The 13,849-nt window shown below is 67.1% G+C and carries 9 protein-coding genes; 6 read left to right on the forward strand and 3 right to left on the reverse strand.

Annotated elements, in window-relative coordinates:
• The first annotated feature begins 137 nt into the window (after positions 1–137).
• The 3 genes from BLS34_RS04460 (at position 138) to uvrB (ending at position 4,745) form a co-directional block, all read left to right on the forward strand.
• Positions 138–875 carry an SDR family NAD(P)-dependent oxidoreductase gene (locus BLS34_RS04460; RefSeq protein ID WP_093148445.1) on the forward strand — a complete coding sequence of 246 codons (738 nt, stop codon included), beginning with the start codon at positions 138–140 and terminating at the stop codon, positions 873–875.
• A 151-nt stretch (positions 876–1,026) separates the two neighbouring features.
• Positions 1,027–2,445 carry an ATP-binding protein gene (locus BLS34_RS04465; RefSeq protein WP_084618760.1) on the forward strand — a complete coding sequence of 473 codons (1,419 nt, stop codon included), beginning with the start codon at positions 1,027–1,029 and terminating at the stop codon, positions 2,443–2,445.
• A 107-nt stretch (positions 2,446–2,552) separates the two neighbouring features.
• Positions 2,553–4,745 carry an excinuclease ABC subunit UvrB gene (gene uvrB / locus BLS34_RS04470; protein ID WP_028793807.1) on the forward strand — a complete coding sequence of 731 codons (2,193 nt, stop codon included), beginning with the start codon at positions 2,553–2,555 and terminating at the stop codon, positions 4,743–4,745.
• 34 nt (positions 4,746–4,779) lie between these two features.
• Here uvrB and BLS34_RS04475 read toward each other — a convergent pair whose 3' ends face one another.
• From BLS34_RS04475 to BLS34_RS04485, 3 genes are all read right to left on the reverse strand, one after another.
• The gene (locus BLS34_RS04475) at positions 4,780–6,687 is read right to left on the reverse strand and encodes an AsmA family protein (RefSeq protein ID WP_093148448.1); all 1,908 of its coding nucleotides are present in this window, start codon (positions 6,685–6,687) and stop codon (positions 4,780–4,782) included.
• An 88-nt stretch (positions 6,688–6,775) separates the two neighbouring features.
• Positions 6,776–7,018, reverse strand: coding sequence for an HP1242/YdcH family protein (locus tag BLS34_RS04480; protein WP_028793805.1), 243 nt, complete (start codon positions 7,016–7,018; stop codon positions 6,776–6,778).
• 69 nt (positions 7,019–7,087) lie between these two features.
• Entirely contained in the window at positions 7,088–9,133 is a 2,046-nt protein-coding gene (locus BLS34_RS04485) for a monovalent cation:proton antiporter-2 (CPA2) family protein (RefSeq protein ID WP_093148449.1), read from the reverse strand.
• A gap of 283 nt (positions 9,134–9,416) precedes the next feature.
• Between BLS34_RS04485 and BLS34_RS04490 the strand changes: the two genes are divergently transcribed.
• The 3 genes from BLS34_RS04490 to uvrC all read left to right on the forward strand — a co-directional run bounded on the left by BLS34_RS04490 (position 9,417) and on the right by uvrC (position 13,592).
• Positions 9,417–10,388: a calcium/sodium antiporter gene (locus tag BLS34_RS04490; protein ID WP_028793804.1), complete on the forward strand. Its 972-nt coding sequence runs from the start codon at positions 9,417–9,419 to the stop codon at positions 10,386–10,388.
• A 24-nt stretch (positions 10,389–10,412) separates the two neighbouring features.
• A complete protein-coding gene (locus BLS34_RS04495; protein ID WP_093148452.1) occupies positions 10,413–11,192 on the forward strand; it encodes an SDR family oxidoreductase in 780 nt (259 codons plus the stop codon).
• 432 nt (positions 11,193–11,624) lie between these two features.
• The gene (gene uvrC, locus BLS34_RS04500; RefSeq protein ID WP_093148453.1) at positions 11,625–13,592 is read left to right on the forward strand and encodes an excinuclease ABC subunit UvrC; all 1,968 of its coding nucleotides are present in this window, start codon (positions 11,625–11,627) and stop codon (positions 13,590–13,592) included.
• Positions 13,593–13,849: the final 257 nt, after the last annotated feature.

Raw genomic sequence — 13,849 nt, forward strand, 5'->3', positions numbered from 1 at the left:
TCGAAGCAGGGGGCGGCGGTTTCGGCAAGACCGGCTCTTCGCCGACCTGCGGCCGATCGCGCGGAGGGGCATTGGGTGTCTTGGCGCTGCCTTGCACCGCACCTAAAGTCACCGCTCATCGTTTTCAGGAGACGGATATGGATCTCGGACTTGCGGGCAAGGGCGTCATCGTGACCGGCGGCACACGGGGTATCGGCCTCGCCATCGCCAGGGCCTGCCTGGCGGAAGGGGCGACGGTCTCGATCTGCGGCCGCAGCCGGGAGTCGCTGGATGCCGCCCTGGCCGAGCTAGGGGAAGGAGCCCACGGCGCCATCTGCGACGTCGGCGACGCCGAGGCGCTTGCCGCCTATGTCGACGCGGCGGCCGGGGCCCTGGGTGGTCTCTATGCGCTGGTCAACAACCCCTCCGGCTTCGGCGCAACCGACAACGAGGACGGCTGGAAGAAGGGCATCGATGTCGACCTGATGGGCGTGGTGCGCGCCACCTGGGCCGCCGCCCCGCATCCGGAGAAGACCGGCGGCAGCGTGCTGAACATCTCGTCCATTTCCGGCATCGGCCCGAGCGGGTCGATCCCCTATGGCGCGGTGAAGGCGGCGGTGATCCAGCTCACCCAGTCCCATGCCCTGCACTATGCCCCGCAGCGCATCCGGGTGAACTGCATCGCCCCGGGCTCGATCGAGTTCCCCGGCGGAAGCTGGGAGTGGCGGCGCTACAACGACCCGAGCAAGTATTTCGCCACCCGCGACAAGATCCCGTTCGGCCGCATGGGCACCCCGGACGAGGTCGCCCGGGTCGCCGCCTTCCTGGTCTCCGACGCGGCGGGCTGGGTCACCGGTCAGACCGTGGCCGTGGACGGCGGTCAGAACTTCGGCTGACCGCCCGCCACTGCACATGACGGCTCCGGGTCGACCCCTGATCACATTCGTCGCACGCGCGAGACGGTCGCAGACCTGCTACTATCGGGCCGAGTGACAACGCCCAGGTGTCACGTCGAGTGACAACGCCCAGGCCCGGAGCATCTGTCCCATGGCGGAGATCACCCGAGACGGCCCCTCCCTTCCCGGCGCACGGACCGACGAGGCCTCGCTGAGCCGGCCACGCGCCGCCGACCCGCCCGGTTCGGCGAAGAAGCGGCTGAAGCGCTACCTGCCGAAGACGCTGTTCGGCCGGGCGCTGCTGATCATCGTCACCCCGCTTGTGCTGATGCAGGTCATCTCGACCTACGTCTTCTACGAGCGCCACTGGGAGATCATGACCCGGCGTCTGGTGCACAGCCTGGCCGGCGACATCGCCTTCCTGATCGAGGAACTGAGGCCGCCGATCAGCCAGGAATGGGTGGCGGAACTGTCGGAACGCGCCGACCGGCATTTCGACATCGAGCTGCATTGGCAGCCCGAAGCGATCCTGCCGAACCAGCCGAGCTACTCGGTCTTCGACCAGACCCAGGAGGCGATGAAGGACGCGATGGAGACCAAGGTCCACCGCCCCTACATCATGAACACGGACCTGATCGACAGGCGCATCGAGATCCTGGTGCAGCTCCCCTCCGGCGTCCTTCAGGTCCTCGCCCACAAGAAGCGGCTGTTCACCTCGACCACCTACGTCTTCATGCTGTGGATGATCGGCTCGTCGCTGGTGCTGTTCGCCATCGCCATCGTCTTCATGCGCAACCAGATCCGCCCGATCCGCCGGCTGTCGATCGCCGCCCGGGCCTTCGGCCTCGGCCGGGACGTCACCGGCTTCAAGCCCGAGGGCGCGACCGAGGTGCGGCAGGCCTCGGCCGCCTTCCTGCAGATGCGCGACCGCATCAACCGGCAGCTTTCGCAGCGCACCGAGATGCTGGCCGGCGTGAGCCACGACCTGCGCACGCCGCTCACCCGCATGAAGCTGGAACTGGCCATGCTCGGCGACAACGAGGACATCGCCGAGTTGAAGGCGGACGTGACCGAGATGGAGCGCATGGTCGAGGGCTACCTCGCCTTCGCCCGCGGCGAGGGGGCGGAGGTGCCGGTCGAGATCGATGTCGGCATTCTGGTGAACGACCTGATCGCCAACGAGCGGCGCGGCGGCACCCGCATCGTCTACGAGCAGCCGGACGACGGCGCGGCGGTGCTGCCGGCCCGCCACGACGCCCTGCGCCGGGCGGTGGCCAACCTGATCCAGAACGCGGCACGCTACGGCTCACGGGTCAACGTGGCGGTGGTGCGCGCCGGCGAGATCGTCGAGATCACCGTCGACGACGACGGCACCGGCATTCCGGAGGACCGGCGCGAGGAGGCGTTCCAACCGTTCAAGCGCCTGGAGCCCTCGCGCAACCAGGAGACCGGCGGCACCGGCCTGGGTCTGACCATCAGCCGCGACATCGTGCGCAGCCACGGCGGCGACCTGACCCTGGAGGACTCGCCGCTCGGAGGACTCAGGGCGGTGATCCGGCTGCCGATCTGATCCGCCCTTAGACAGGCCGCAAAGGTGTTCCCTTTTCGTACCCCCGGCCCTATCTTCCCCCCATGAGCACTGACCTGATCGAAGCCCAGCTTGAGCATCTCCGCGGCATGCGTCAGGAGGTGACGGCCACGAACCGGGCGATCACCGCCGAGATCAAGGCCGATGTCGCCGCCCAGGACGCCGGGGTGCCGTTTCAGGTGGTGTCCGAGTACACGCCGGCCGGCGACCAGCCCCAGGCGATACAGGAACTGATCAAGGGCATCCATGCCGAGGAGCTGGATCAGATCCTGCTCGGGGTGACCGGCTCGGGCAAGACCTTCACCATGGCCCACGTCATCCAGGAGGTGAAGCGCCCGGCGCTGATACTGGCGCCGAACAAGACGCTGGCCGCCCAGCTCTACGGCGAGATGAAGAGCTTCTTCCCGCATAACGCGGTGGAGTATTTCGTCTCCTATTACGACTACTACCAGCCGGAAGCCTATGTGCCGCGCACCGACACCTTCGTGGAGAAGGAATCCTCGGTGAACGAGCAGATCGACCGGATGCGCCACGCCGCCACCCGCGCCCTGCTGGAGCGCGAGGACGTGATCATCGTCGCCTCGGTGTCCTGCATCTACGGCATCGGCGCGGTCGAGACCTACGGCAACATGATCCTGAAGCTGAAGGTCGGCGAGCGGGTCGACCGCACGGCCACCATGCGCCGGCTGGTCGAGCTCCAGTACAAGCGCAACGACGCCAGCTTCCACCGCGGCACCTTCCGGGTGCGCGGCGACAGCCTGGAGATCTTCCCGGCCCACCTGGAGGACCGCGCCTGGCGGCTGTCCCTGTTCGGCGACGAGCTGGAGGCGATCCAGGAATTCGACCCGCTGACAGGCGAGAAGACCTCGGCCCTCGATCAGGTGCGCGTCTTCGCCAACTCGCACTACGTGACGCCGAAGCCGACGCTGCAGCAGGCGGTGCGCCTGATCAAGCAGGAGTTGAAGGTGCGGCTCGACGAGTTGAACCGGGCCGGCAAGCTGCTGGAGGCCCAGCGGCTGGAGCAGCGCACCACTTTCGACATGGAGATGATCGAGGCGACCGGCTCCTGCGCCGGGATCGAGAACTACTCGCGCTATCTCTCCGGCCGCAATCCGGGCGAGCCGCCGCCGACCCTGTTCGAATACCTGCCCGAAAACGCCATGCTGATCGTCGACGAGAGCCATGTGACGGTTCCGCAGATCGGCGGCATGTTCAAGGGCGACTACGCCCGCAAGTACACCCTGTCGGAATACGGCTTCCGCCTGCCGTCCTGCATGGACAACCGCCCGCTCAAGTTCGAGGAGTGGGAGGACATGCGGCCGCAGACGGTGTTCGTCTCGGCCACCCCCGGCCCGTGGGAGCTGGAGCGGACCGGCGGCGTGTTCACCGAGCAGCTCGTGCGGCCGACCGGCCTGATCGATCCGGTCTGCGAGATCCGCCCGACCAAGAGCCAGGTCGACGACTGCATCGCCGAATGCCAGGACGCCGCCGCTCGCGGCCACCGGGTGCTGATCACCGTCCTGACCAAGAAGATGGCCGAGGCGCTGACCGAGTACATGAACGAGGCCGGCATCAAGGTGCGCTACATCCACTCCGACGTGGACACGCTGGAGCGCATCGAGATCATCCGCGACCTGCGGCTCGGCATCTTCGACGTGCTGATCGGCATCAACCTGCTGCGCGAGGGGTTGGATATCCCGGAATGCGCCCTGGTCTGCATCCTCGACGCCGACAAGGAGGGGTACCTGCGCTCCAAGACGTCCCTGGTGCAGACCATCGGCCGGGCGGCGCGGAACGTGGACGGCCGGGTGCTGCTCTACGCCGACACCATCACCGCCAGCCTGGAATACGCGCTGAGCGAGACCGAGCGCCGGCGGCAGCGCCAGATCGAATACAACACCGAGCATGGCATCACGCCGGAAAGCGTGAAGAAGAACATCGGCGACATCCTGCAGAGCGTCTACGAGCGCGGCGACCACGTGTCGGTCGACACCGGTACCGGCGAAGGCGAGCTGATCGACAAGCCGATCCGCCAGATCATCGAGGAGCTGGAGGTCCGCATGAAGGCGGCCGCCGCGGACCTGGAATTCGAGGAGGCGGCCCGCATCCGCGACGAACTCAAGCGCCTCGAAGCGGCGGAACTGGGCGTGACCACCGACGGCAAGCCCCTGCCCCGCGGCGGCGTGGTGCGCCTGAAGATCGCCATCCAGCCGCCCAGCGGCCGCCCGCCGGAGAAGGGCAGCGGCGGCAAGGGCAAGACGCGGAAGCGTCGGGGGCGCTGAGAGCCCTCAGCCGAGTTCTATTACCCGCGCTCCATCACTCGCCCTGCATCACCTGCTGGCGCAGGGCGCCGCAGTCGACGTCCTGGGCCTCGCCCATCTCGAAGAACGGCAGATCCGGCTTGTCCGGCTCGATGCTGGTCTCCGGACTGCCGAGCGGGCCCCTGACCCGGACCGGCGCCTCCAGGTCGATCAGGCTGAAATCCTTGGCGTCGGCGGTGATGTAGAGATCCACCGTCTGGTCCAGCAGATTCACCCCGCCCCGGGCGTACAGCACGGAGTCGGCGGTATCCACCACCACCCGGTCGAACTGCGCCACCCCGTCCCTGACCACCGCCCGTCCGGCGCCGCAGCGGATCGGAACCCGTGCGTCGTCGCCGACGAACAGGATCAGCGTCTCCACCAGATCGACGCTGGCCGCCTCGATCAGCAGGCCGCTGAAGGCGCCCTTGGACACCTCGATCACCCCGTCGCCATCGGCCGTCGCCATGATATCGGCCAGCGACCGTCCGCTGCCGATGATGTACAGCGCGCCGGACAGGGTGCCGCCCATGGTCTCGAAATACTTGCTGTCCTCGAAGAACGCCGCGAGCGCCAGGTCCTGGAAGGTCACATCGGCGTCGGCGGACGGCACCTCGTCGCGGGCGTTCAACACCAACTCGCCGGAGAGCACGCCATCGGCCACGCCCATCCGGAAGGGATTCGCCACCGCCCGTCCGTTATCGAGCGTCACCGTCGCCTGCAGGGAGGTGATGGCGAGCTCGGTGCGGGAGAGCACGTTGGGCGCGTCGAAGGTGACGTTCATGTCCATCAATCGCAGGCGCTCGACGGCGATGGGAATGTCCGGGAACAGCTTGCCTTCCTCCACGAGCCTGCGGCCGATGCGCTCCTGGTCCGGCGACGCCGTCTCGCCCTCGCCATAGGCCGGCGTGGCGCCGACCAGGGGACCCAGATCGTCGAAATCCAGCTTCTGCGACACCAGATCGGCCGTCAGCATCGGCCGCTCGGGTCGATAGTCGAGAGTGGCGGAGCCGGCGATTTCGCTGTCGCCGATTCGCCCGTCCAGGTTCGTCACCTGCCAGACCTTACCGTCGCGGGTGACCCGGCCGGCCAGCGAGTAGGGCGGGGTCGGCGGGGTCGGCACGCCGAACAGCAGGAAGAGGTCGGCCAGGTTCGGGCCGCTGAAATCGATCGCCACATCGGCGCCTTCCAGGGCGATCGGATCGGCGAAGGTGCCCGTCATGGCGAAGTCGGTGCCGCCGGCGAGGATCTTCAGCTCGACGGGATAGGGCTCGTCGCCGTCGCGCAGCTCCAGGATGGAACCGCCGGTGAAATCGATGGCGAGCGGCCGGTCCTGCAGCGTTCCCTCCAGCTTCAGGGCCAGCGGTTCCGGGGCGTCCATCTCGCCGCTGCCGGTCGCCACGGTGCCTTCCACCTCGATCCCGCGTGCGGGATCGCGATAGGCCAGGCGCCCGTCGCGTATCTCCAGGCGGCCGATCCGCGGGGCATCGTCGCGGTCCTCCGGGGAGACACTCTCCGCCGCGGCCCCGGCAAACGGGTTCTCGCCGATGCTCCAGTTCGCCCGGCCTTCGGCGTTGCGCTCGAGATCGATCCGCGGAGCCTGCAGGGTGAGGTAGTCGAGCACGATGTCGCCGCGCAGCAGCGGCCAGGGATGGATCTGGAACGCAACGCGCTCGGCCCGGATCAGGTCGTCGGCGCGGGCCCAGTCGGCATTGGCGAGCCGCAGCCCGGTCACCTCGACCTCAGGACGCCAGCCCCAGTCGATGCGCATGTCTTCGACGATGATGTCGCGGCCGACGCGCTCGCTCACCTGACCGGCGGCCCAGTCGCGACCGCCGTCGGTGGTCAGCCACCACATTCCCGTGGCGAGCGCGGCAGTGACGACCACCACAAGGCCGCCCAAGATGATGAGCAGGACGCGCATTCGCCCAGGGTTCCTGTTTTATGAGAACGCTCTGGGGAACGCGCGATCTGTCGCCGGGTTCCCGACCCTCGCTTTCCGCCGTCGGGGATCAGCCGGCCTTCAGCATGGAGAAGATCTCGTCCTTCAGGGCCAGACGCTTCTTCTTGCACTCCTCGGCATAGGCGTCGGAAGCCGGCGCGACCTCCGCCTCGATGCGCGCGACCTCGCGGTCGACCTCGTGATAGGCGTCGAACAGTTTTGCGAAATGCGCGTTCTCGGTCTTGAGTACGTGGATCTTGTCCTTCAGCTCCGGGAATTCCGTGCCGATGTCGTGATGCAGATCCGTTGTCATGGTGTGTCCCTTCTCGCGTCGTGATGCGGTGACGCTATGAGGGTCAGGTGGGCGGGTCCTTGACCAAGATCAATCCCGCGAGCGTCTCTCTGCGGCGTCGTCACGCACCGGGGCTGCCGTCGCTTCGCTGTCCCCGGCCTCGGCGCCGCGGGAGCGGTCGGCGTCGGACGTCTCGTCCGTCAGCCGCGGGTCGCCGATCGCCTCGTCCTGCTTTGAGGGAGCACTTTGGGACGCCTCCACCTCGGGCGTGGTCGCCGGCATGGAGGCGTCGGGCTTGCGGTTGCGCGCCTTCTCCTCTTCCTCCTCCGCCCACAGGGCAGCCGCCAGCAGCGGATCCTCCGGCGGGGCCGCGGCCCCGGAGTCGCCGTCCGGGCGCTCGCCGATCTTGCGGCCGATGCCGTCCACCATGCGCAGGCTCTTGATGAGGTCCTCGATCTCCCCCCATTCGGTGCCGGTCTGCCGCAGGACCGCGCCGCCGAGCTGAAGGCTGGCCTCCATCGTCTCCACCACGGTGCCGGCGGCGCCGAGCTCTTCCAGCCGGCGGGCATGCAGCGGATCGCGGGCTCTGGCAAAGATCGGCAGGTCGGGCAGGCGGCTGACGAGATGCTGTACCGTGCGTTCGACCGCATGACCGCCCGTGGACATGGTCAGGACGACCGCCCGCGCGTTCTCGCCGCCGAGCTTGTGCAGCACCTCCGGCCGACTGGCATCGCCGTAATAGACGCTGTGCCCGTCGCGCCGGCCGTCGCGTACGTTCTGGGCGTCGGTATCAACGGCCACATAGGGGACCATCTTGGCGTCGAGCAGGCGGGCGATGGTGTGGCCGACCCGCCCGAACCCGGCGATCACCACGTGGTCGTGCATCTTATGGCCGCCGTCGAAATCGGCCGACAGCTGGGCGTTCTCGTGGTTCTCGAAGAGCACGGCCGCCTTGCCGATCGCCCAGACGATGACGGGGGTGACGGCCATCGAAATGGCGACCACCAGGAACATGAGATTGACGGTATCGTCGGCCACCACCGAAGAGGCGGCGGCGATGCCGAGAATGACGAAGGCGAACTCGCCGCCCTGGGCCAGCAGGGCCGCGCTGCGCAGGCTGACCGCGAAGGGCATCCGGAAGGCCATCGCCAGTCCCAGCACCACCACGAACTTCAGCGCGACCAGTCCGCCGAGATAGCCCAGCACCGTGAACACTTCGCGGAACGCCAGGCCCAGGTCGATCGACATGCCGATGGTCATGAAGAACAGGCCGAGCAGGATCCCGCGGAACGGCTCGATATCGGCCTCCACCTGGTGCCGGAACTCGCTTTCCGACAGCAGCAGGCCGGCAAGGAACGCCCCCAGGGCCATGGAGAGCCCGACCTGCTGGGTCGCCCAGCCGATGCCGAGCACCACCAGCAGCGTCATGGCGGTGAACAGCTCCGGCGCGCCGGCCGACGCGATGACATGATACAGCGGCCGCAGGAGCTGGCGGCCCGCGACGACGATGACCGCCAGAGCCACGAAGGCGGTGCCGGTAACCTTGAGCAGTTCCAGAAGGATCGTTAGGCCGTCCATCTCGCGCCCCAGGAGCGGGACGACGATGACGATCGGCACCACGGCGAGGTCCTGGAACAGCAGGGCGGAGAACGCCGCGCGGCCGTGACGGGTCGCCAGCTCGCCGCGCTCGTTCATCAGCTGCAGCACGAAGGCGGTGGAGGACAGGGCCAGGGCGGCGCCGATGGTCACCGCCGCCCCGTAGGTCTGGCCCATGAACAGGGATATGACGGCGACCAGAAAGCCGGTCAGCACCACCTGGGCGGTGCCGAACCCGAAGACCAGGCGGCGCATGACCTTCAGGCGGGCGAAGGACAGCTCCAGGCCGATGGTGAAAAGCAGGAAGACGACACCGATCTCGGCCAGCTCGCGGGTCTCGGTGACGTCGTCGATGATCGACAGCCCGTGCGGGCCGATCATCGCACCGGCCGCGAGATATCCCAGAACCAGACTGAACTTCAGGCGGCGCAGCAACGGGGCGAATAGGACCGCCGCCGCCAGAAAGATCAGAGCATCGCCAATCGGGCTGCCATGGCCGCTCGACTGCATGGTGTCGAAGGCGTCCAGCAGGCTTTCCAACGACTTTTCTCCAAATGGGTCTCGGCACAATGCCGGTCCCGGCGACCGGCGGAGCGATCCTAGACAATCGTTCCGGAACGGGCTACCGGCACCACGAAATCTCTGCGTATACAATCATTGAAATTTCGTCGCCGCTCCCCATTCCTATGGGTCACGCGCGCCACGATCCCGCCACTAACCCTCAGATTTACATGACCCGATCGCCAGCCCGCCAGACCGCCCCGACGTGCCAAGACAGAGAAGTCCGAATGCACTCGACCGGCGATTGTTCCTGGAGGGCGGCATGATATCGGCAGGGTTGATTTTTGCCGGACTGGTCCTGCTTCTGGTCGGCGCGGAAACGATGATCCGCGGTGCCGTGGCCATTGCCCGGCGCCTGAACATCAGTCCCCACGTCATCGGCCTGACAGTCATTGCCTTCGGCACCTCGGCGCCCGAGCTCTTCGTCAGCCTCAAGGCGGCGATGAACGGGTCGCCCGGCATCGCCATCGGCAACGTCATCGGCTCCAACATCGCCAACATCCTGCTGATGATCGGCACCGTCGGCGTGATCTCGCCCTTTGTCTGCGGCGGTGCGCCCCTGCGCCGTGACGGGCTTGCCCTGGTGCTGGGTACGATCCTGTTCGTCGGCGTCGGGCTCCACGGCATCATCGAGCGCTGGCACGGCGCGGTGATGCTGGCGCTGCTCGTCGCCTATCTCCTCTACTGCTATTTCGAGGAGCGTCGGCGCCCGGACAGCGTCCACGCCAAGGAGGTCGAGGAGTTCGACGCCCTGCCGACCAGCACCTGGCGCAGCGTCCTTTATACTGTGGGCGGCCTGATCGGCGTCCTGGTCGGCGCCCGCCTGCTGGTGGACGGCGCCGTGGAGGTCGCGAACCGGGCCGGCATTTCCGAGACGGTGATCGGCATCACCGTCGTCGCCGTCGGCACGTCGCTTCCGGAGCTGGCCACGACACTGGTCGCGGCGCTGCGCCGGCACAGCGACGTGGCCCTGGGCAATATCATCGGGTCGAACATTTTTAATACGCTGGGGATTCTAGGGACGGTTGCGTTGGTCAGCCCGCTGCCGATACCGCCGGAGGTGATGTCCCTGGACCTGTGGTTCATGCTTGGCGTGACCATCGTGTTCGTCGCCATGGCGATCAAGCTGCCGTCGTTCAGCCGGCCCTGGGCGCTGGTCTTCTTCGCCACCTATGTGGCATTCATTACCAATCAGTTCGTCCCGGTCGACACCTTGAACTTCGCGTCCTACTGAGTTCCGCTACTGTCGAGTATCGCCATGGCACAGCGCGTCCCGCAGCCCGTTCCGAAAACAGCGCTGGTGACCGGGGCGGCGCGCCGGGTTGGCCGGGCGATCGCCCTGGCTCTGGCGGGCGACGGCTGGAACGTGGCCGTTCATTACGGCGCGTCCGGCGATGCGGCACAGGAGACGGCCCGGGAGCTGCAGGCCCTGGGCGTGCGTGCCGAGGCGATCGGCGCCGACCTTTCCGACGAGACCGACCTCCGCAGCCTGATCGAACGGTGCGAGGCCGCACTCGGCCCGGTCGGGCTGCTGGTCAACAATGCCTCCACCTTCGAGCGCGACAGCCTGGCGACGGCCACGCGCGCGTCCTGGGACCGGCACATCGACCCGAACCTGTGGGCGCCGCTGGTCCTGATGCAGGACTTCGCCGCGCGCCTGCCGCAGGGCAATGACGGGGCGGTGGTGAACATCATCGACCAGCGGGTCTGGAACCTGAACGAGGACTTCCTGTCCTATACGATGTCGAAGGTCGGGCTGTGGGGGGCGACGCGGACCCTGGCCCTGGAACTGGCGCCCAGGATCCGGGTGAACGGGGTCGGCCCCGGTCCGATCCTGCCGAGCGTCCACCAGGACCAGGACCGGTTCGACAGCCAGGCGCGGGCGACACCGCTGCAGCACGGCGCCAGCCCGGACGAGGTCGCCGCGGCGGTGGTGTTCCTGGCCGCGGCGCCGTCGGTCACCGGCCAGATGATCGCCGTCGACGGCGGGCAGCATCTGGGCTGGGCGCCGCCCGGACCGGACACGCCGCGCGACTGATCCGACCGTCCCCCGGGACAAAGGTGGCGCGGCGGTCCCGACGATCGTTTAATCTTCCACTCGATTTCGTGAAATAACCGACAAGATACCTTTCGTTAAGATCTTGTACGGACTGCGATAGCGGCCAAGTCCACCCCGACACTTGTTCACACGGACTGGTCCGGGGAAGGCGCGTAACCTAGCTGTAATGGAAGTTTCGTACAGAGATGACGCAGGGCCGGGCACGACAAATAAATTCGTTTAAATACAAGGAGTTATTTTGATGCCCAAAATTTAGGCATTCGGGTGTTGGGCCACGGAGTCTGCGGTTTCCAGATGGCTCCTCCTGGCTTTTCCACCCAGTTTTCCACAGGAACAGTGGATTACGAAGCCGCACGTTGTGCGTGTTCAGGCAGGCCTGGAATTCACTTTGAAGAGCGCGTTGAAGAGTCCATGACCAAGTCCTTGGAAGACCCCGATATTAGCGATCCCCCCTCGGGCACCGAGCGGGCACGGCGCGGCCGGAAGACCGTTCCGGATATCGAACGCGGGGTCTCCGTCATCCGAAATCAGGTACGCACGCTGCCAAATGCTCCCGGTGTGTACCGCATGCTCGATGAGAACGGCGACGTCCTCTATGTCGGCAAGGCACGCAGCCTGAAGAAGCGGGTGGTGAATTACACCCACGCCGCCAAGCTGGAGCACCGGATCTTCCGCATGGTCAGCGAGACCGCGTCCATGGAGATCGTGCGCACCCACACCGAGGTGGAGGCGCTGCTGCTCGAGAGCAACATGATCAAGCGCCTGAAACCGCGCTTCAACGTGCTGCTCCGCGACGACAAGTCGTTCCCGCACATCCTGCTGACCGGCGACCACCCCTACCCGCAGATCACCAAGCATCGCGGTGCGCGCAAGCGGAAGGGCCAGTATTTCGGCCCCTTCGCCTCGGCCGGGTCGGTCAACCGCACGATCACCGCCCTGCAGCGCGGCTTCCTGCTACGCAACTGCACCGACAGCATGTTCTCCAACCGCCAGCGCCCTTGCCTGCAGTACCAGATCAAGCGCTGCTCGGCCCCCTGTGTGGGCTATGTGAGCGAGGCCGAATACGCCCGCCAGGTCGAGGACGCGACCCGTTTCCTGACCGGCCAGAGCAACCAGATCCAGCGCGAGTTCGCCGCCCGCATGCAGGAGGCGGCCGAGCAACTGGAGTTCGAGACCGCCGCGATCTACCGCAACAGGATCCGCGCGCTCACCGCCGTGCAGGCGAACCAGGACATCAACGTGGAGGGTCTGGAGGAGGCCGATGTCATCGCCATGTACGGCGAAGGCGGCAACACCTGCATTCAGGTGTTCTTCTTCAGGGCGGGCAGTAACTTCGGCAACCGCGCCTATTTCCCGGCCCATGACAAGCAGACCGAGCCGGAGGACGTGCTCGCCGCCTTCATCGGCCAGTTCTACGACGACAAGGTGCCGCCCCGGCTGGTGCTGATCAGCCAGGACATTCCGGAGCAGGACCTGATCGCCGAGGCGCTGTCGACCCGGGCGGACCGCAAGGTCGAGCTGTCGCGTCCGCAGCGCGGCGGCCGGCGCAAGCTGATGGACCACGCGCTGACCAACGCCCGCGAGGCCCTGGGCCGCCGCATGGCCGAGAGCGCCTCCCAGCGCAAGCTGCTGGAGGGGGTCGCCGCCGCCTTCGGCCTGGACACCACGCCGGAGCGGATCGAGGTCTACGACAACTCCCACATTCAGGGCTCCAACGCGGTCGGCGCGATGATCGTCGCCGGCCCCGACGGGCTGATGAAGAGCGCCTATCGCAAGTTCAACATCCGCAATGTCACCGGCCGCGAGAGCACGGCGCAGGAAGGCCTGGCCGAGGTCGAGGCGGGCGACGACTACGCGATGATGCGCCAGGTGCTGACCCGGCGGTTCGGCCGGGCCCTGAAGGAGGATCCCGACCGCACCACCGGCGTTTGGCCCGACCTGATCCTGGTCGATGGCGGCCAGGGACAGCTCACCGTGGCCACCGAGGTCTTCGCGGAACTCGGCATCGACGACGTGGCGGTGGTCGGCGTCGCCAAGGGGCCGGACCGCGACGCCGGGCGCGAGCGGTTCTTCATGCCCGGCCGCGAGCCGTTCCTGATGGAGCGGCGCGACCCTGTGCTCTACTTCCTGCAACGGCTGCGCGACGAGGCCCACCGCTTCGCCATCGAAACCCACCGAGCCAAACGAACCAAGGCGATCGGCGCCAACCCGCTGGACGAGATCGCCGGCATCGGCGCCAAGCGCAAGAAGGCGCTGATGCACCATTTCGGCTCCGCCCGCGGCGTCTCCCGCGCCGGGCTCGGCGATCTGGAGGCGGTGGAAGGGATCAGCAAGGCGGTGGCCCGCAAGGTCTACGACCATTTCCACGAGGACGGGTGAGGAGCATTCGATTGCCCCACCTGGTCATTCCCCGGATTTAATCCGGGGCCCACCCTCAAGCTCGCTGCGACCTGGATAGGCCTCGCGCCAGCCTCAACGCTTGCCCCGGAATGAATCCGGGAAGTGAAAGAAGAGGAAGGAGCAGTGCACTTCCACCTCGCCTCTCTTCCCGGCCCTGCGCCGGGACCGAGGGCGCCGCTTGCCGGAACGGTTCGATGAACGCGCCAGCGCTCCAGCTGCGCTTATTCTAGGCCCCG

The sequence above is a fragment of the Thalassobaculum litoreum DSM 18839 genome, assembly GCF_900102465.1.
In the GTDB taxonomy this organism is placed as follows: Bacteria; Pseudomonadota; Alphaproteobacteria; order Thalassobaculales; family Thalassobaculaceae; genus Thalassobaculum; species Thalassobaculum litoreum.